This is a genomic window from Mesorhizobium shangrilense (assembly GCF_040537815.1).
Lineage (GTDB): Bacteria > Pseudomonadota > Alphaproteobacteria > Rhizobiales > Rhizobiaceae > Mesorhizobium > Mesorhizobium shangrilense.
In genome coordinates this window covers 167,475-185,810 of the sequence record NZ_JBEWSZ010000005.1, presented here as the reverse complement: position 1 = coordinate 185,810, position 18,336 = coordinate 167,475, and the positions used below count along the sequence as shown (strand labels likewise).

Genomic DNA, 18,336 nt, shown 5'->3' with positions numbered 1-18,336 from the left:
CGCCCATGCAGAACCGGATCGTGCTCGGTATGCTGAGCCTCTGCCTTGGCGTGCTGGTCTTTTCGCTGCAGGACCCATTGGTGAAAGCCGTTTCCAGCACCTATCCGGTGACGGAGGTTATGGCGATCCGCTCTGTCGTCGCTCTGCCGATCCTCATTTTTCTCGTCCACGCCGACGTTGGACTGCGGGCAATCGCCTCGAAGCGCTTTGCCATGTTGACGATGCGCGCCTTCACCCAGTTCGCCTCCTACACCATCTACTATCTGGCGATCGCCGCCCTGCCCCTGGCCGACGCGGTGGCGCTCTATTTCATGGCGCCGCTTTTCATCATGGCGCTGGCCGGGCCTTATCTGGGGGAACGCGTGTCCTGGCAGACACTGGCCACAGTGCTGCTCGGACTGGTCGGCGTTCTCGTGATGTTGCGCCCGGGCGCCGGGCTGTTCGACTGGGCGGCCCTGCTGTCGCTGGGCTCTGCCGCCCTCTACGGCTTTTCACAACTGATGGCGCGCAAGATCGGCGACACCGAATCATCAACCGTCATGGCGTTCTACCAGAACGGCGCCTATCTCGTTGGCGCGGCCGTGGTCGCCGGCGCATTTCATCTGGCCGGCATAACCCATGCAGTTCATCCAAGCATCGAATTCCTGGTGCGACCATGGCTTTGGCCGACAACATCGGATTTCCTGAAGATGGCATCCTGTGGCTTCATCGCCTCGGCCGGCATGATCCTGTTGTCGCAGGCCTATCGGCTGGCGCCCGCCAACCGCGTCGCCACCTTCGAGTATACCGGTATCCTGTGGTCACCCTTGTGGGGCTTCCTGTTTTTCGCCGAGGTGCCGCGATTGACGACAGTGATTGGCGCGGCCTTGATCATTGGGGCTGGCCTGTTGGCGCTGAACCTCAGCAGACGCCCTGTCGCGGGGCCAGCAATCACGGCCAGATACGATCCGGCCTGACGAAAGTCAGACCAGACAGGCTGGAATCAGACCAGGCAAACGAGCGCCCGTTCGACCCGCGAGCGGATTTCAGCCAGCGTGAAGGGTTTCTGCACGACATCGAGAATGATGCCGTCGAGTTCCTCGGCGCGCTCACGCTGGTCGGCATAACCGGTCATCAGCATGATCTTCATCGCTGGAAACTGGGCGGCGGCGGCAATGGCCATCTCGATGCCATCCATTTCCGGCATGCGGATGTCGGAGACGACGAGATCGTAGCGGCCTTGTGCCGCCTGGATCATCGACAGACCCTGCGCCCCATCGGCGGCAATGTCGATCATATGCCCGGCGCGTTCGAGCGCGCGGGCTGCGAGGGTACGGACGGACTCATCGTCCTCAACAATCAGGAGCTTTGCCATGGACGGCATATTTGGCGGCGAAAAGTTGACTTTTCCTGAACCGCAAACAGCCTTGCAGAGAAATTAAACGTCGCCCTTGACGATGCCCACAAACGGCAGTTCACGAAAGGCGTGGGCGACATCCATGCCATAGCCGACGACGAAATAATCGGGGCAATCGAAGCCGACATAGTCGGCATTGAGTTCCGTCTGGCGGCGCATGCGCTTGTCGAGCAGCACGGCGATAGCGCAGCTCTTGGCGCCGCGCGACAGCATCAGGTCGCGGGTGAAGGTCAACGTCTTGCCTGATTCGAGGATGTCGTCGATCAGCAGCACATCGCGGCCGGCGACCTCATTGTCGATATCGCGCAACACCCGCACCTCGCCGCTGCTGGTGCCGGCGCCATAGCTGGAGATGAAGATGAACTCGACCTCCGGGGACAGGCCGACATCATGCATGGCGCGGATGAGATCGGCGGCGAAGATGAACGACCCCTTCAGCACCGAAATCACCAGCAGGTCGTGGTAGTCGTGCTCGGCGATTTCCTTGGCGAGTTCGAGATTGCGCCGCGCGATGGCGGAGGCCGAAAACAGGACTTCGATGTCCTTCCCACGTACAACTGGCATTTCTCGCCCTTTCAAGGTGCTCGCCCATGACGCCCAAGGGTGTATTGAGATTCGGGCCAGGCCGAGTCAAAAATGTCGGCTTCCGAGAACCGGAGCGGAGCGTACTTTTCGTACGTGCACACCGGAAGCGCGGGAAGCCGCCATTTGCAGGCCGGCATCACCCGAATATCAATGCACCCTACTCGGCGAAGGTGACCGACACGGTCTTCACGCCGTTTCTAGGCACCTCGAGCCGGCTGGCAAAGCCAAATCTTTCGCCGGCGGCCAGCGGCCGGCTGGATGTCCCCAACGTATATCGGGTTGTGAGCCCGTCATTGCCGGTAACCCGGATCTCCAAGGACGGCAGCGGTGTCGACGCGCTCCCGTCATTGGCGGCTTCTCCATCAACGAAGAGCACGGGCTTTTCACCCGACGCGTCGACGCGCGACGTCACGCCTGAGATGCTGAATGCGCGCCCCGAGTCCTGCACGGCAAGGAAAGGCACCTGGCGCAGCAGCGCGTGGCCGCCAGAGATCCAGAATGCCGCCAGTGCCGCGCCAACGCCGGCAATCCAGAAGATCGGTCCGCCGCGCGATGCCGGCGGGCGTTCCGCGGCGGTTTCGGGCTTGCGCAGCATGTCCATGCCCTCGATCGACGGCGTGGCAATGACGCGCGGCAGCGGGGCCGCAGCGTCCGTTCGGGAGCCTAGGCGAGGCAGGATCTCATAATCGGCATCGACGACGTCGGGCGCCGAACCACGCATGATGCGTTCCGGCGCGGGAATTGCTGCCGGATCGGTCATGATTTCGCCGAAAACCGGGCGCGCGGTTCGATCCTCAGCCATCATGGCCCCAGTACTGCAGCACGTATCGCTTTTCGTTTCTTTTTCGTAAACGCAAATGGTTAACGCTTCCCCACCGGAGCTCCTGTGATCAGTCTAAAATGCCCAGCAATTAACCAACGGTTAACCATGCCGGCCGATGGTCGTCTCACACAATGGGCTGGCGAAGCGCCGCCGCAAGTTTCAGGTCGTCGAAATTGATCCGCTTCGAAAATGTCGGCCTCCGCTATGGCATGGGTCCGGAAATCCTCCGCGACATTTCCCTGCATATTCCGGAGCGCTCCTTCCAGTTCCTGAGCGGACCGTCAGGCGCCGGCAAGACGACGTTGCTGCGCCTGCTGTTCATGTCGCTGAAGCCAACGCGCGGGCTGATCACCATCTTCGGCAAGGACCGCTCGCGCATCTCGCGCACCGAACTGCCGCATCTGAGACGGCGCATCGGCGTGGTGTTCCAGGACTTTCGGCTGCTTGACCACATGACCACTTATGAAAATGTGGCGCTGCCGCTGCGCGTGCGCGGGCGCGAGGAGGCGAGCTACCGCACCGACGTGACGGAGCTGTTGAAATGGGTTGGCCTCGGCGAGCGCATGCACGTGCTGCCGCCCGTGCTCTCGGGTGGTGAAAAGCAGCGCGCCGCGATCGCCCGTGCGCTGATCGAGCAGCCGGAGATCCTGCTTGCCGACGAGCCGACCGGCAATGTCGATCCGCCGCTGGCGCGACGCCTGCTGCGGCTGTTCATCGAGCTCAACCGGCTGGGCACGGCGGTGGTGATCGCCACCCATGATCTCGGCCTGATGGAACAGGTCGATGCACGGCGCCTGATCCTGGCCGGCGGAAGGCTGGATATCTATGACTGATCTATCCGCTGAACATATTGAAGACCACGACGCCGAGGAGGCCGTGGCGAAGCCGCGCGCCCAGCGCAAGATGGCGCCGATCGTGCCGGCGCAGAACATTGCCGGTCGGGCGCTGGTGCTGGTCATTGCCATCATGACCTTCCTGTCGTGCCTCACCTTTGGCGCGGTGACGCTCGTGCGTGACACCGCCTCGGTCTGGGAGAACCAAATCTCGCGCGAGGCGACCATCCAGATCAAGCCGGTCGACGGCCTCGACATGGAGGCGGCCCTTGTCCAGGCATCGCAGATCGCCGGCGAGTTTCCGGGCGTGAAAGGCACCAAGATCATCGACCGCGAGGCGACGGCGCGGCTGCTGGAACCATGGCTGGGTTCGGGTCTCAACATCGACGACCTGCCGGTGCCGCGTCTCATCATAGTCACCATCGACGAAAACAGCCCACCCGATTTCGCCGCAATGCGCGCGGCGATCACGCCCAAGCTGCCGAGCGCATCGCTGGACGATCACCGCACCTGGGTCGACCGCCTGGTCGCCATGGCCCGCACCACCGTCACCATCGGCATCGCCGTGCTGGCGCTGATGCTTTCGGCGACGGTGCTGACGGTGGTCTTTGCAACGCGCGGCGCCATGGCCGGCAACGGACACATCATCGAAGTGCTGCATTTCGTCGGCGCTGAGGCGCGCTTCATCGCGCGCGAGTTCCGCCGGCATTTTCTGGTCACCGGCATGAAAGGCGCGGCGGCGGGCGGAGCAGCAGCCGTCGCGGTCTTCATCGTCTTCTCGTGGTGGTCGTCACGCAACATGGCCACGCCGCAAGCCGACCAGGCGACTGCCCTGTTTGGCAACTTCGCCATAGGCTCGGCAGGCTATTTCGGTGTCGTCCTCATGGTGCTGGTCATCGGCGCGCTCACCGCCGCAACCTCCCATGCCACTGTTGTCGCCTATCTCAGCGACATCGATGTCCGCCAACCGGACGCCGGCTAAAGGTCAGGATCGATCACAGATGAAGAACCGCCGTAACGCAAAGTGCGCTTTTCTGCTACCAAAGGCCATATTTCGGGATTAACCATGGCATGATGGACGCGCGGGATTCGACCAATACGGCTGGATGCACGCCAGTGCTGGTTGCGCGTTCCCATGCGCACCGCAAGCCGGGTCGTTTGACCGCCGCGCTGCGCGTGTGTTCCTTCGTTCTGCTTGCCTTTGTCGTGCTGTTTGCCGGCGGTTTCGGCTGGTTCGCAAACAAGGTCAGCCATCTCACCACGCCCACCAATCCCGCGAAGGCCGACGCGATCATCGTGCTGACCGGCGGCCAGTCGCGCCTCGATGCCGCGATGGATCTTCTGGCGTCCGGCAAGGGCGAGCGGCTTTTGATCAGCGGCGTGCATCCTTCCGCCAGCCGCCGGCAGCTTCAGGCCGCGATTGGTGGCGACAAGCACCTGTTCTCCTGCTGCGTCGACATCGACCGCGCCGCGCTCGACACGATCGGCAATGCCGAGGAAAGCGCCAAATGGGTCGAGAGCCATGCCTATGGCACGGTGATCCTCGTCACCAACAACTATCACATGCCGCGCAGCCTGCTGGAGATGGGACGGCTGCTGCACAACGCCAAGCTCGAACCCTATCCGGTGGTCAATACCAACCTCGACAATGGCGGCTGGCTGACCAAGCCGGAAGCGTTGCGCGTGCTGTTCACCGAATACAACAAATACCTGCTGGCGCTGGCGCGCGGCATCGTGCCGGTAAAGCCGACGCCCGATGGTATCGCACTGGCCGACACCTCGGCCGGCGGATGAGGTCCGTTCACTCCCTGGCCATCACGCCTGGGCTTCCCTCAAGCGCACTATCTCCTGCTCGAGGCGTTCGATGCGCTTGTCCCGCTCGGCCAGCGCGGCGGCCACATCTGCTGCTTCGAAGCGCTGCGGAATGTGCTGCGGGCAATTGGCGTCCCACGCGGCGACGGTGAACAGGATGACCTGCTCGGGCCGCGCCCTGTAATCCCCCGGCATCAGCTTCGCCATCAACTCGCCATCGTCCTCGACAATGCGCGCCGTGCCCCAGATCTTGATGCGCTGGCGGTGAGCATAGTCGATCAGGAACAGGAATGCCCTCGGATTGTCCTGCAGATTGCCCTGGGTGATGAACTGCCTGTTGCCGGAAAAATCCGCAAAACCGATCGTGTGTTCGTCGAGCACCTTGAGAAAACCGGCAGGCCCGCCGCGATGCTGGATATAGGGCTGACCAGCACCATTGGCCGTCGACAGGAAAACGCTGGTCTGCGCTTCGATGAAGGCGGCGAGATCGGGCGTGATCACGGACTGCCAGCCACCACGCTCCTCTACGCGGGCGTAAGACTGGCGCGAGCCCTTGCGGGCCTGGATCGCCTTGACTGTCGGCGTGAAGGCAACGTCGCTGGTGAAAGCATGGGCATTCATGGAACGCTCCCTCCGAGGCCGGGCCGCTATGACCACGTAACAGATATAGGCCTTCCACATTTCAAATGCAGATGGCATATCTGCAACCTATCCTTCCATTTCTCGGAAGATTTATGGACCGTCTCGAATCCATGTCCCTGTTCGCCGCCGCGGCGGAGGCCGGCAGCCTCTCCGCGGCAGGCCGCCGACTGGGCATTCCCCTGGCGACGATCAGTCGAAAGATTTCCGAACTCGAGGCGCACCTGAAAACGCGCCTGCTCAATCGCTCGGCGCGGCGGCTGTCGCTGACCGATGCGGGACACGCCTATCTGGCCGCCTGCCGCCGCATCCTCGATGATGTCGGCGAGGCCGAGCGCACGGCCGCCGGTGAATACAACACTCCGACCGGCGAGTTGATCATAACCGCGCCGATCGTCTTTGGCCGGCTGCATGTGCTGCCGGTCATCATCGCCTTCCTCGCTGTCTATCCCGAGGTGGACGTTCGCCTGACGCTGACGGACCGGATAACGCAGTTGATCGATGAACACATCGATCTCGCCGTCCGCATCGGCCAACTCCCCGATTCCAACATGGTCGCCATCCGCATTGGTTCGATCCGTCACGTCGTTTGCGCGAGCCCTGCCTATCTGGCCGAACACGGCACGCCAGAGTCTCCCGAAGACCTTGCAGCGCACCGCTGCATCACATTTGAAGGGGCCTTGGCCACCTGGAGCTTCGGCAACGGCAAGGCCGAATTCGCTGTTCCCGTCCACTCACGGCTTCGGGTCAACACCGCCGAGGCAGCCATGGATGCCGCGATCGCCGGGGTGGGCATGACAAGGGTGCTTTCCTACCAGATTGCCGAGGCCGTTCGCTCAGGCACGCTCCGCCCCGTGCTGCAGGCATTCGAGCCGGAGCCTTGGCCTGTCAGCCTCGTCCATGCCGGCCATGGCCTGCTGCCGGTGAAACTGCGGGCATTCCTCGACTTCGCCGCGCCGCGAATAAGGGAGAGGCTGATGAACTCAAGCTGGTGAAGCGGGCCGGCCCGAGCGCATCTTGCCTTGGCCGCTCGTGGAGTGCATCCGGCCCGCCGCTCGTTTGGCCGACTTCCTGCCAATCGCGGCGTTTCCTTTTTGCCCGCGCTTGGTGTAACCAACGCACACTTCCCTCACCGGACCCCCCACATGCTCTACATCCGCTCGCTGGCGTTCAACTTCGTTTTCTACGTCAACTTGATCGTCCAGATGATCGTCTGGACCCCCTATTATTTCCTGTCGCCTCGCGACCGGGCATGGTTCGTGCCGAAATTCTGGTCGCGCACCTGCATGTGGCTCTACGACAAGGTCGCCGGCACGAAAAGCGAGATCACCGGCCAGGAAAACCTTCCCGAGGGCTCTTTCATCCTGGCTCCGAAGCATCAATCCTTCTGGGACGCGATCGCTTTTTTTCCATTCCTCAAGGACCCGCTCTACATCCTGAAGCGGGAGCTGACCTGGATCCCGTTCTTCGGCTGGTACATCATGAAGATGCGCATGATCCCAGTCGACCGGGGCAGCCGCTCCAAGGCGCTGAAGGCGGTTGTCGCCGCGACCAAGGCGGAGATGGCGCGCAATCCCCGCCAGCTCATCATCTACCCGGAAGGCACAAGGCGCGCACCGGGCGACGAGCCGGCCTACAAATACGGCATTGTCGAAATCTATACGCAGCTCGGCGTTCCGGTGGTGCCTGTCGCCCATGTCGCAGGCCTGTATTGGCCGCGCAGAAAGTTCCTACGCTATCCCGGCACGATCAAGGCACGCTTCCTGCCGCCGATCCCGCCCGGCTTGAGCAAGGACGAATTCATGGCGCGGCTGATCGGCGACACGGAAGCCGCCTGCGACCAGTTCCTGATCGAGGCCGCCCGGGCGCCAAACCCACCGGCCATGCCGCCATCGGCCGTGAAGCGGCTGCGCGAATTGGGCGGCGCCGCCAAGGCCTGACACGAATTCAGGAAAACATGGCCAGCGCGGTGGTCAGAACCAGCGCTGCGGCAAAGACAAGATTGATGATCCGCGATGCCACCGGCTGGCGCAGGAAGCGTGCGAACGCCGCCCCCGCGAGAAGCCAGACGGCATGGATAACGACGATCATCAGCGCGAGGACCGCCAGCTTGAACCCGACGCCGAGCTCGCCGGCGCCGGACACCGACGAAGCGCCGGCAAATACCGCGGCAATCGCCACATAGGCCTTGGGATTGGCGATGGCCAAAAGGAACCCGCCCAGGAATGTCGGCCGCGCGGCTTGGTCGGGATAGGCGGCCAGGGGCGGCGCCGTCGCGATCTTGAACGCCAGGTAGAGAATATAGGCACCGGATGCGACGGCCAGTACCGGTGTGAGCGCAGGCACGGAGGCAACCATCGCCAAGAGCCCCATGGCCACGACCAGCAGCACGGCGATCGTGCCAAGAACGATCCCCGAAGTGTATGCGAGCGAACCGCTCAGACCGAACGCAGCGCCAACGGCGGTGACGCTGATCGTCGCCGGTCCCGGGCTGCCCATGACAACCGTGGCCATAAGCACGAGCCCGAGCAACTGCCGCCATGTTTCCGGATCGGAAAGCGTCTGCCCGGCCATCTTGGATCACCCTGCCTTGCCCATGCGGATGACGGTATCGCGAGGCCGGCGGACGGTCTTGGACGATCGTGCGAAAAGTCCGCCGGGTCGACCGGCGGACTTCAATGCGGGGGTGGCTGCTTGCCTGGATGGCGCTCTGCGGGCAGCCGGCTTCAGACAGCGGTTAGGTGCTTGCCTTGTCGAGCGCCGCGATATCGTCCGTGCTAAGCTTCAGCGAAACCGCCTTGATCAGGCTGTCCATCTGCGAGGGCTTGGTGGCGCTGGCGATCGGCGCGGTGACGCCCGGACGTGCGATCACCCAGGCAAGCGCCACTTCGGCCGGTTTGGCCGAATGCCTCGCGGATACCGCGTCAAGGGCGGCCAGGATGCGCATGCCGCGATCGTTCAGGTAGCTGGCGACGTCTTCGCCGCGCTCGCTCTGGCCAAGATCGGCCTTGCCGCGATATTTGCCGCTGAGAAACCCCTTGGCCAGGCTGAAATAGGTGATGACGCCGATATCCTCGGCGATGCACAGGTCGCGCAGCGGTCCGTCGAAGGACGAGCGGTCGTAGAGATTGTATTCCGGCTGCAGCACCTCGTAACGCGGCAGGCTGCGCAGGCTTGCCACGTTGAGCGCGGCGCGCAACTGGCTGGCATCGAGGTTGGAGCAGCCCGCATAGCGGATCTTGCCCTTGGCCAGCAGCTTCTCATAGGCGCCGAGCGTCTCCTCGTAGGGTGTGGCCGGATCCGGCCAATGCGACAGATAGAGGTCGATGGCATCGATCTGCAGCCGCTTCAGCGATGCGTCGACGGCCTTCTCGATATAGGCGGCGGAAAGATCCTTCTTGCCTTGTCCCATGTCCGAGCCGACCTTGGTGATGACCACGATCTTGTCGCGGTTGCCGCGGCTCTTCATCCATTTGCCGATGATATCTTCCGATTCGCCGCCCTTGTTGCCGGGAGCCCAGCGCGAATAGACATCCGCCGTGTCGATGGCATTGAGGCCGGCTTCGGCAAAGCGGTCGAGCAGATCGAAGGAAGTTGCTTCGTCGGCGGTCCAGCCGAAGACGTTGCCGCCCAGGACCAGCGGCGCGATGGAAAGGTCGGTGCGACCGAGGCGGCGTTTTTGCAAGACGGATCTCCATGATGAATTGATGGGCGCGGGCGCCCGCTGATTTTGAGGCTCGCACTAACCTAGGTCCTGAAGCGGCGAGGTCAAAGGGCTGGTTGTCTTTTCCGGCCGGCTGGCACAAGCCTCAGGCTGGTGTCATCCGTCCAGCCACCTCCTCCAGCCAATGGTCGCGAATGCCCAGCGCTTCAAGGTGTTTCAGCGTGCTGAGCACGTAGTCCTCGTTGTTTCCGGACTGGCCGACAGCGCCGCGCACGACGGATGCCGCATGAGCTGCATCGAGCCCGCCGGCATATTGCTCATGGTCGCGGTCGACAATGTAGGCCACGGCCTCGACCATCGCACCGTTGTCGAGGCGAACCTTGAGCGTGCGCTCGAGATAGACGCTGGTGACCAGCTCGCGATCGCGCAGATAGGCAATGACCTCGTCGCGCAGATCGCCGGGGACGCGGAATGCCAGCCCGACGCAGGAACCGCCACGGTCGAGGCCGAGCACCAGGCCCGGCCGCTCGCGCGTGCCGCGATGCACGAAGGAGTAGACGCAGAGCGACCGGCGATAGCCATGCAGGCGCGCCCGCTGCGTCTCGACATGCGCGAAACCCGGCCGCCATATCAGCGAGCCGTAGCCAAAAACCCAAAAATCGCCCATATCGCCGAGCCTGAATGCAAAAGAGTGATGGCACCGCACCGAAGCCGGTGTTTTTTAAGTCCGTCCCTACCTATTGTCGTTGGAAACGAGTCTCCCTCGTCGACAACACCCCATGCGTTAACGAGAGCCGCAGCATGACGTCAAGTGACGAGCTTCAGCCGAACCGCAGCCGCCGCCTCTGGTGGCTCGTCGCCTTCATTGTCGTGCTGTTCGCCATCTACAGCGCCGGGTGGTTCTATCTGGCGAACAAGGTCCAGAGCGAAGCCGACACGGCGGTCGAGACACTGAAGAGCCAGGGCATCGTGGCGGGGTGCAGCAATCTCGCGGTGAGTGGTTACCCGCTCAGCTTCGTCATTTCCTGCGACACCCTTGGCTATCAGGACGACGCTAGGAACATCGCGGCCTCCGCCGGCACCTTCAGTGCCGTCGCGCAGATCACCCAACCCCTGTCACCCGTCGCCGACCTGCGCGGGCCGCTGAGAACCTCCATCCCGGGAATGCTGCCGCTGTGGATCGACTGGGAGACCCTGCAGGCAAAGGCAAAACTGTCCTGGCCCTTGCCCCGGCACATCACGCTGGAGGCCAATGGCCTGTCTGGCCAGACCGACCCGACGGATGACACCGACCCGGTCGAGCTGTTCTACGCACGCACGGCAACGGGACAGCTGCGTCCGAACGGAACGGACGTCAACTATGTGGGAAGTTTCACCGACCTGGAGATCGACGCCAACGCAATTGGCGGACGCGTGCTGCCGGCACTCGACGGCAGTGGCGACGTGACGCTGAAGAACGGCCTGACCCTGCTCGAAACCGAGGCGAAGAGCCTTCGCGGCCAGTCGATCTACATCGCCCAGCTCGGCTTGTCATCGGGGACGGCGCACATCTCTGTTGCCGGGACGGTGTCGGTGGACGCCGAAGGCCTGATCGACGCCGACCTGACGATCTGGCTCAAGGATCCCAAGGCCGTGGCGGCGATCCTCGGCACTGCCATTCCCGAGCAGAAGAGCCAGATCGAGCAAGGCTTTGCCGGGTTGGCAATGCTCGGCAACGAGCCGTCATTGCCGCTGAAGATCGTCAAGAGCAAGGCTTCGATCGGCTTCATCCCGTTGGGCAGGATCAAGCCGGTCCAGTAGGCGGCCATGAAGAAGCCGGTCAAGCTCCTCAGCGTCGGCGCCCTGACGCTCGACACCATCCTTCGGGTGGACCAGCTTCCCACGCATCAGGGGAAATTCATCGCGTCAGACGGCGTCCAGATCGCCTCCGGCATGGCCACGAGCGCGGCATGCGCCGCGCGCCGGCTGGGTGCTCAGGTATCGCTCTGGGCAAGCGCGGGTGACGATTCGGTCGGCGATCAGCTGATCGCCGGGATCGAGGCGGAGGGTGTCGACTGCGGTTTCGTCCGGCGCGTCAGTGGCGCCCGTTCGGCACTGGCCTCGATCCTGGTCGACGCCCATGGCGAGCGCATCATCGTGCCCTTCTACGACAGCCGGGCCCAGGCCGACCCCGAAGCGTTGCCGGCCGCCGATCTCACGGCGTTCGATGCGGTACTGGTCGACGTCCGTTGGCCGGGTGCGGCGGCACTTGCCTTGAAGGCGGCGCACGCCATCAGTCGGCCGGCGATCCTCGATGCCGATACCGCGCCACTCGCGGTGCTGGAGCGGCTGTTGCCGCTGGCTTCCCACATCGTCGCCTCCGAACCGGCCGCCCGCATCATCTGCGGTCAGGCACTGGATCTGGAGACTACCTGCACCGACCTGGCGTCCCGCACCGACGCCTTCGTCGCGGTCACTGGCGGCTCGGCAGGAACCTGGTGGTTTGATCGGACGGCAGGCTCATCCCGCCATGTAGCGGCGCCACGGATCAAGGCCGTGGACACGCTGGCAGCCGGTGACGTGTTTCACGGCGCCTTTGCCGTCGGGCTGGCGGAAGCCATGCCGGTCGAGCAGGCATTGCGTTTCGCCAGCGCCGCCGCCGCGCTCAAATGCCTGCGTTTCGGCGGCAGGCTGGGCGCACCGGACAGGGCCGAGACGCTGGCGATGGTCGACGCGCATTGGCCTGCTGGACAGGCCTAGCTCTTGGCTGGGTGTTCGACCGCCTGGCGGCCGAAATCGGGGACGTCGATGTCCTGGCCCGCATCGATGATCGACCGGCGTATCGCACGGGTGCGCGTGAACAGGTCGAACAGCTTCTCGCCGTCGCCCCAGCGGATCGCCCGCTGCAGCGAAGCCAGGTCTTCCGAGAACCGCGCCAGCATTTCGAGGATGGCGTCCTTGTTGTGCAGGCAGACGTCGCGCCACATCGTCGGATCCGAGGCAGCGAGACGGGTGAAGTCACGGAAACCGGAAGCCGAGTATTTGATGACTTCGGACTTGGTCACCGACTCCAGATCGTCAGCCGTGCCGACGATATTGTAGGCGATGATATGCGGCAGGTGCGAGACGATGGCCAGCGTCATGTCGTGGTGCTGGGGGTCCATCGTGTCGATGTTGGAGCCGCAGCGGCGCCAGAACTCCGACAGCCGTTCGAGCGCTTCCGGATCGGTGCCGGGCAGCGGCGTGAAGATGCACCAGCGATTGTCGAAAAGATCGGCGAAGCCGGCGTCAGGGCCTGATTTTTCCGTACCCGCCAGCGGATGCCCCGGGATGAAATGCACACCGGCAGGCACATACGGCTGCATCTGCGCGATAACCGACGCCTTGGTCGAGCCAACATCGGTGAGAATGGCGCCGGGCTTCAGCGCCGGTGCGATTTCCTCAGCCACCGCGCCAGACGATCCGACCGGTACCGAGACGATGATCAGGTCGGCATCAACTACCGCTTCCCTTGCATCCGTGGTGTAGGAATCACCCAGCCCGAGTTCTTCCGCCCGCGCCAGCGTCGCGGCACTGCGCGTGGAAATGGCGACATGACGGGCAAGGCCCTCGCGGCGGATGACCCGCGCCAGCGACGAGCCGATCAGGCCGATGCCGACCAGAGCTATCTTTTCAAACATCGGTGATGTCATTTTTCTAGCTTTTCAGGAATGTCGTGAGAGCGGTGACAACGCCGCGATTGGCCTCTTCGGTGCCGACGGTCATGCGCAGCGCGTTGGGAAAGCCGTAGCCGGAAACGCGCCGCAAGATATAGCCGCGCGCGGTCAGATAATCGTCCGCCAACGCTGCCGAATGCTTCTGGTCATCGGGAAAATGAATGAGGATGAAATTGCCGACGCTGGGAGTCACCCGCAGCCCAAGCTTCGTCAGTTCCTCGCTTAGCCAGGCCAGCCAGGTCTCGTTGTGCGCCACGCTGCGTTCGACATGGGCGCGGTCGCGGATCGCTGCGATGCCGGCCTCGATCGCCGTCGCATTGACATTGAAAGGCCCGCGAACGCGATTGATGGCGTCGACGATGTGCATCGGCGCATACATCCAGCCGATCCGCGCGCCGCCCAGTCCGATCTTGGAGAAAGTACGCGTCATCACCACGTTCTCGGCGCCACCGACCAGCTCGATGCCGGCCTCATAGTCGTTGCGGCGGACATATTCGGCATAGGCGGCGTCCAGTACCAGCAGCACATGCCTGGGCAGGCCGGCATGCAGGCGGCGCACCTCCTGGAACGGCACATAGGTGCCGGTCGGATTGTTGGGATTGGCGAGAAACACGATCTTTGTGCGTGGCGTGACAGCAGCCAGGATCGCGTCTATGTCGGCCCGTTCGTCGGTCTCCTTGACCGCGACCGGCTTCGCACCGGCCGACTGGACGTAGATCTTGTAGACCATGAAGGCGTGTTCGGTGAAGATAGCTTCGTCGCCCGGCGCGAGATAGGTCTGCGCCAGCAGGCCCAGGATCTCGTCGGAACCGTTGGAGCAGATGATGTTCTGCGCGTTGAGGCCATGCACTTCGGCTATCGCTTCGCGGAGCCGCCTGGCGGTGCCGTCCGGGTAGATGTCGAGCTTCCCGGCAATCTCGCGCGCGGCCTCGATCGCCTTCGGCGAGGGGCCGAGCGGATTCTCGTTCGACGACAGCTTGAAGACCTTGGCGACGCCGGCCGGCGCGGCACTCTTGCCGGGCACATAGGCCTCGATATCCATGATTCCCGCGCGAGGCGTTGGACGTGCCTGATCCGGTGTCTGGCTCATGTTACAAAATCCGTCGAGAACGCTTCCGACTGGAAGCCGCAGCGGAAATACAAGCCATGGCCCGCAATGTCGAGAGGTGGCAGTGGTGCCAGCGGCCCGGCATTGACGGCAAGGCGGGCGAGTTCTAGAAGGGCAATGAGATTCCGTGGTGATTTGGCCGGTCGGCTTGCAGCCACGTTAAACAACTTGCTAAAGGGCCGTTTGCATCCTGTAACCGGCTTTGCGACGGCAATGCCGGTTTTTTGTTGTCCGCGCCGGCCGGACACTGCATCGGCCCAGAAAAGCCGATGTGGATTCAAAGTGTGAGATGGATGCGATGGCCGTTCTGCGCGCTGGAAAAACCAACAACGAGGCCGACCAGCCGTCAAGCCCGGTGTTGCGCTTCGGCCCGGACAAGCCGCTCAAGCTCGACGCCGGCAGCGTGCTGTCGCCGTTCCAGATAGCCTACCAGACCTACGGTACGCTCAACGACGCCCGCTCCAACGCCATTCTCGTCTGCCATGCGCTGACCGGCGACCAGCATGTCGCCAACACCAATCCGGTGACAGGCAAGCCCGGCTGGTGGGAGGTCCTGATCGGCCCCGGCAAGATCATCGACACCAATCGCTTCTTCATCATCTGCTCCAACGTCATCGGCGGCTGCCTCGGCTCCACCGGACCGGCCTCGACCAACCCGGCCACCGGCAAGCCCTACGGGCTCGACCTGCCGATCATCACCATCCCTGACATGGTGCGCGCGCAGCTGATGCTGGTCGACCATTTCGGCATCGAAAAACTGTTTTGCGTGCTCGGCGGCTCGATGGGCGGCATGCAGGTGCTGGAATGGGCATCGAGCTATCCGGAGCGGGTTTTCTCAGCGCTGCCGATCGCCACTGGCGCGCGGCATTCGTCACAGAACATCGCCTTCCACGAGGTCGGCAGGCAGGCCGTGATGGCCGATCCGGAATGGCACGGCGGCAAATATTTCGACTATGGCAAGCGACCGGAAAAGGGCCTGGCCGTGGCGCGCATGGCCGCCCACATCACCTATCTGTCGGAAGCCGCCCTGCACCGGAAGTTCGGCCGCAATCTGCAGGACCGCGATGCGCTCACTTTCGGCTTCGACGCCGACTTCCAGATCGAAAGCTATCTGCGCCACCAGGGCATGACCTTCGTCGACCGCTTCGACGCCAATTCCTACCTCTACATGACGCGGGCCATGGACTATTTCGACCTCGCCGCCGACCATGGCGGCAGGCTGGCCGATGCCTTTGCCGGCACGAAAACCCGCTTCTGTCTTGTCTCGTTCACCAGTGACTGGCTGTTTCCGACCGAGGAGAGCCGATCGATCGTCCATGCGCTCAACGCCGCCGGCGCCTCCGTCTCCTTCGTCGAGATCGAAACCGACCGGGGCCACGACGCCTTCCTGCTCGACGAGCCGGAACTCTTCGCCGCCATCAACGGCTTCATCGGCTCGGCTGCGCGCGCCAGGGGGCTGGGCGCATGACCCGGGAAAGTTTCAGGCTTTCCCGACAGGGATCATGCGCCAAGAGAGAAGGTAAGCCATGAGCGTCAACGACACGCAGCGCGTCGACCTCGAGGTCGTCGCCAACCTCATCCCCTCGCAGTCGCGGGTGCTCGACGTCGGCTCCGGCGACGGGTCGCTGCTGGAACTGCTGCAGGACACCAAGCAGGTCGATGGTCGCGGCCTGGAACTGTCGCAGCGCGGCGTCAACGAATGCGTGGCGCGCGGCCTGTCGGTCATCCAGGGTGACGCCGACAAGGACCTGGAATTCTATCCCGACAAGGGCTTTGATTTCGTCGTGCTGTCACAGACGCTGCAGGCAACCCGCAATCCGAAGCTGGTTCTCGACGAATTGCTCCGGATCGGCGAGCGCGCCATCGTCTCCTTCCCCAATTTCGGCCATTGGCGGGTGCGCCTGTCGCTGTTCGTCCAGGGCCGCATGCCGGTGACCAAGGACCTGCCCTACTCCTGGTACGACACGCCCAACATCCACTTCTGCACCATCCGCGATTTCGTCAATCTGTGCGACGAGCTCGGCGCCACCGTGGAAAAGGCGACCGCACTCGACGCCAACGGCCAGAAGATCGGCCTATCGATGCCGTGGTGGTTCTGGAATTTCTTCGGCCAGCAGGCGGTGTTTTTGCTGAGGCGATAAACGGCCTGCTGTCGGCCCCGCGTCTACCCAAGGACGTCCGTCGCCTTGTGCGGATGGCTAACGCCATCGGCGAAGACAACGTCTGACTGGGAGTTGCCTGTGCGCAGCGCCAGGATCTCCTGGTAGGCGGGCGAATGATACCATCCGCGCACATGATCCCGGTCGGGAAATTCGATGACGATCAGATGCCCCGGCCAACTGTTTTCGACCACTTCGACGTCGCCGCCATGGACGATAAAGCGACCGCCGAAGGGTTCGAGCGTGGCATCGATCTTCTGCAGATATTCGACGATCCGCGGCCCCGGCGAGACCTGGCGCATATGGGCAACGGCGTAAGCTGTCATGATTGGCTCCGTGATGTATCGAAGCCGTATCGCCGGCCTCATGGAGCAATCTGCCGAACCACCATGCACCGGTCGATTACTTGACAGGTAATCGGGATATTATGTTGACAGCGACGATGGACGCCGGCCTGTCGGAAAAGGAGGCCGTCCCGCTTCGATCGGCCTTTGTGTGGCCATTTGGGCGCAAAGCCTGGGAAATCGGCAATCCACAAGTATATATCCGATATACGTTGGGTGACACGGGTGCATTCGCTTCGTAGCCTGATAACGGTATCGTCGATACGTGATCCTGGGGGCGGGGCATGATGGGCAGACAGCGGATTTCTTCGATTCTGGCGCGGCAGGGGGCGTAGCGGCGGCATGTCCAGAAAAGCGGACGCCGCGCCTCTCATCACCGTTGTTACGCCAACCCACAACCGTCGCGACAAGGTCCTGCGTGCGGTGGAGAGCGTACTCTCCCAAAGCGCTACCCGGTTCGAGCACATTGTTGTCGACGACGGCTCGACCGACGGGACGGAAGCAGCGCTGGCCCGCATAAACGATCCGCGCCTGATCTATGTCGGCGCGAAATGGCGAGGCGCCAACGCCGCCAGGAATGCGGGCATCGAGAGGGCACGGACGCCCATCGTGACCTTCCTTGATTCAGATGACGTCTATCTGCCAGATCGGATTGAACGAACCTTGGCTCGGTTCGACCAAAACCCGGCGCTCGAAGTCCTAATCAGCTCGTTCGTGTCCCTCAAAGGCGGCCGCGCCTCCAACTGCATCAACCACGATGCATTCCTTCCTCCCAAGATGCTGGAAAGAGCGCTGGTCGCGCAGACGATCTTCATTGCCGGATCGGCGATAACAGCGCGGCGCGACGCTTTGCTGGCCATCGGCGGCTATGACAGCGATGTCGCCCGAATGCAGGATCGGGAGTTGCTGTTGCGTTTTGCCCGCCGCCATGGCGCGCATCTGTCCGAACATGTCGACTGGACCAAGTACAATTCGGAGAATTCGATTTCGGGTCGTCGCGATGGCTATGTTGCGGCCTATGCGAACCTGATGTGCAAACATCCGCACATCGCCCACGCTTACCCCGACATTCCACCCTACATGATCGCACGCCAGATCATCGCCGATATCATCAAGGGTAGGCTTCCGCAGGCATTTGCAGGCTATATGGCCAACCGGTCATCGAAAGACCTCGGCTATTCGCTGCCGGAATTGCTGCGCGGCTATGTCTGTGGCCGGCGTTGGCGACGCAATTTTTCCGAAGAGCTCCGCGCCAGGTTTGGCGCGCGGCCGGCCTGA

General features: G+C 63.1%; 21 protein-coding genes and 1 riboswitch. Of the genes, 11 read left to right on the top strand and 10 right to left on the bottom strand.

What is annotated here, in order from left to right; translation table 11 throughout:
• The first annotated feature begins 5 nt into the window (after nucleotides 1-5).
• The gene (locus tag ABVQ20_RS33125; protein WP_354464008.1) at nucleotides 6-956 is read left to right on the top strand and encodes a DMT family transporter; all 951 of its coding nucleotides are present in this window, start codon (nucleotides 6-8) and stop codon (nucleotides 954-956) included.
• A 26-nt stretch (nucleotides 957-982) separates the two neighbouring features.
• Here the strand turns inward: ABVQ20_RS33125 and ABVQ20_RS33120 are convergent, their stop codons facing one another.
• From ABVQ20_RS33120 to ABVQ20_RS33110, 3 genes are all read right to left on the bottom strand, one after another.
• Entirely contained in the window at nucleotides 983-1,354 is a 372-nt protein-coding gene (locus tag ABVQ20_RS33120) for a response regulator (protein ID WP_354464006.1), read from the bottom strand.
• A gap of 63 nt (nucleotides 1,355-1,417) precedes the next feature.
• Complete coding sequence (gene hpt, locus ABVQ20_RS33115; RefSeq protein WP_354464005.1) at nucleotides 1,418-1,960, bottom strand: hypoxanthine phosphoribosyltransferase; 543 nt, start codon at nucleotides 1,958-1,960, stop codon at nucleotides 1,418-1,420.
• Between the two features lie 178 nt (nucleotides 1,961-2,138).
• Nucleotides 2,139-2,786 (bottom strand): hypothetical protein, encoded by a 648-nt coding sequence (locus ABVQ20_RS33110; protein ID WP_354464003.1) that lies wholly within the window; start codon nucleotides 2,784-2,786, stop codon nucleotides 2,139-2,141.
• A gap of 191 nt (nucleotides 2,787-2,977) precedes the next feature.
• Between ABVQ20_RS33110 and ftsE the strand changes: the two genes are divergently transcribed.
• The 3 genes from ftsE (at nucleotide 2,978) to ABVQ20_RS33095 (ending at nucleotide 5,431) form a co-directional block, all read left to right on the top strand.
• A complete protein-coding gene (ftsE, locus tag ABVQ20_RS33105) occupies nucleotides 2,978-3,637 on the top strand; it encodes a cell division ATP-binding protein FtsE (protein WP_195178105.1) in 660 nt (219 codons plus the stop codon).
• A complete protein-coding gene (locus ABVQ20_RS33100) occupies nucleotides 3,630-4,619 on the top strand; it encodes a cell division protein FtsX (RefSeq protein WP_354464001.1) in 990 nt (329 codons plus the stop codon). The genes ftsE and ABVQ20_RS33100 overlap by 8 nt, the downstream gene beginning before the upstream one ends.
• A gap of 89 nt (nucleotides 4,620-4,708) precedes the next feature.
• Entirely contained in the window at nucleotides 4,709-5,431 is a 723-nt protein-coding gene (locus tag ABVQ20_RS33095; RefSeq protein WP_354463999.1) for a YdcF family protein, read from the top strand.
• Between the two features lie 21 nt (nucleotides 5,432-5,452).
• On the opposite strand, the gene ABVQ20_RS33090 is transcribed toward ABVQ20_RS33095, so the two are convergent.
• Nucleotides 5,453-6,070, bottom strand: a complete 618-nt coding sequence (locus tag ABVQ20_RS33090) for a pyridoxamine 5'-phosphate oxidase family protein (RefSeq protein WP_354463997.1) — start codon at nucleotides 6,068-6,070, stop codon at nucleotides 5,453-5,455.
• 113 nt (nucleotides 6,071-6,183) lie between these two features.
• Between ABVQ20_RS33090 and ABVQ20_RS33085 the strand changes: the two genes are divergently transcribed.
• Nucleotides 6,184-7,083, top strand: coding sequence for a LysR family transcriptional regulator (locus ABVQ20_RS33085; protein WP_354463995.1), 900 nt, complete (start codon nucleotides 6,184-6,186; stop codon nucleotides 7,081-7,083).
• Nucleotides 7,084-7,233: 150 nt separating this feature from the next.
• The gene (locus ABVQ20_RS33080; protein ID WP_354463993.1) at nucleotides 7,234-8,028 is read left to right on the top strand and encodes a lysophospholipid acyltransferase family protein; all 795 of its coding nucleotides are present in this window, start codon (nucleotides 7,234-7,236) and stop codon (nucleotides 8,026-8,028) included.
• Between the two features lie 7 nt (nucleotides 8,029-8,035).
• On the opposite strand, the gene ABVQ20_RS33075 is transcribed toward ABVQ20_RS33080, so the two are convergent.
• From ABVQ20_RS33075 to ABVQ20_RS33065, 3 genes are all read right to left on the bottom strand, one after another.
• On the bottom strand, nucleotides 8,036-8,662 hold the full coding sequence (locus ABVQ20_RS33075) for a LysE family translocator (RefSeq protein WP_354463992.1): 627 nt from the start codon (nucleotides 8,660-8,662) through the stop codon (nucleotides 8,036-8,038).
• A gap of 163 nt (nucleotides 8,663-8,825) precedes the next feature.
• Complete coding sequence (locus ABVQ20_RS33070; RefSeq protein WP_354463990.1) at nucleotides 8,826-9,773, bottom strand: aldo/keto reductase; 948 nt, start codon at nucleotides 9,771-9,773, stop codon at nucleotides 8,826-8,828.
• 124 nt (nucleotides 9,774-9,897) lie between these two features.
• Nucleotides 9,898-10,419 carry a gamma-glutamylcyclotransferase gene (locus ABVQ20_RS33065; RefSeq protein WP_354463988.1) on the bottom strand — a complete coding sequence of 174 codons (522 nt, stop codon included), beginning with the start codon at nucleotides 10,417-10,419 and terminating at the stop codon, nucleotides 9,898-9,900.
• Between the two features lie 134 nt (nucleotides 10,420-10,553).
• Here ABVQ20_RS33065 and ABVQ20_RS33060 point away from each other — a divergent pair, with 134 nt between their 5' ends.
• Nucleotides 10,554-11,552 carry a DUF2125 domain-containing protein gene (locus ABVQ20_RS33060; protein ID WP_354463987.1) on the top strand — a complete coding sequence of 333 codons (999 nt, stop codon included), beginning with the start codon at nucleotides 10,554-10,556 and terminating at the stop codon, nucleotides 11,550-11,552.
• A 6-nt stretch (nucleotides 11,553-11,558) separates the two neighbouring features.
• The gene (locus tag ABVQ20_RS33055) at nucleotides 11,559-12,491 is read left to right on the top strand and encodes a sugar kinase (protein ID WP_354463986.1); all 933 of its coding nucleotides are present in this window, start codon (nucleotides 11,559-11,561) and stop codon (nucleotides 12,489-12,491) included.
• Here the strand turns inward: ABVQ20_RS33055 and ABVQ20_RS33050 are convergent.
• Nucleotides 12,488-13,423 carry a prephenate/arogenate dehydrogenase family protein gene (locus tag ABVQ20_RS33050; protein WP_354463984.1) on the bottom strand — a complete coding sequence of 312 codons (936 nt, stop codon included), beginning with the start codon at nucleotides 13,421-13,423 and terminating at the stop codon, nucleotides 12,488-12,490. The genes ABVQ20_RS33055 and ABVQ20_RS33050 overlap by 4 nt on opposite strands.
• Before the next feature lie 4 nt (nucleotides 13,424-13,427).
• On the bottom strand, nucleotides 13,428-14,537 hold the full coding sequence (gene hisC, locus ABVQ20_RS33045; protein WP_354463983.1) for a histidinol-phosphate transaminase: 1,110 nt from the start codon (nucleotides 14,535-14,537) through the stop codon (nucleotides 13,428-13,430).
• A 135-nt stretch (nucleotides 14,538-14,672) separates the two neighbouring features.
• Nucleotides 14,673-14,750, top strand: a riboswitch (SAM riboswitch).
• 103 nt (nucleotides 14,751-14,853) lie between these two features.
• Between hisC and metX the strand changes: the two genes are divergently transcribed.
• Nucleotides 14,854-16,023 carry a homoserine O-acetyltransferase MetX gene (gene metX / locus ABVQ20_RS33040; RefSeq protein WP_354463981.1) on the top strand — a complete coding sequence of 390 codons (1,170 nt, stop codon included), beginning with the start codon at nucleotides 14,854-14,856 and terminating at the stop codon, nucleotides 16,021-16,023.
• 58 nt (nucleotides 16,024-16,081) lie between these two features.
• On the top strand, nucleotides 16,082-16,696 hold the full coding sequence (gene metW, locus ABVQ20_RS33035) for a methionine biosynthesis protein MetW (protein ID WP_354463979.1): 615 nt from the start codon (nucleotides 16,082-16,084) through the stop codon (nucleotides 16,694-16,696).
• Between the two features lie 23 nt (nucleotides 16,697-16,719).
• Here the strand turns inward: metW and ABVQ20_RS33030 are convergent, their stop codons facing one another.
• Nucleotides 16,720-17,040 carry a DUF1330 domain-containing protein gene (locus tag ABVQ20_RS33030; RefSeq protein WP_354463977.1) on the bottom strand — a complete coding sequence of 107 codons (321 nt, stop codon included), beginning with the start codon at nucleotides 17,038-17,040 and terminating at the stop codon, nucleotides 16,720-16,722.
• A 360-nt stretch (nucleotides 17,041-17,400) separates the two neighbouring features.
• On the opposite strand from ABVQ20_RS33030, the gene ABVQ20_RS33025 reads away from it, so the two are divergent.
• Nucleotides 17,401-18,336, top strand: coding sequence for a glycosyltransferase family 2 protein (locus tag ABVQ20_RS33025; RefSeq protein WP_354463975.1), 936 nt, complete (start codon nucleotides 17,401-17,403; stop codon nucleotides 18,334-18,336).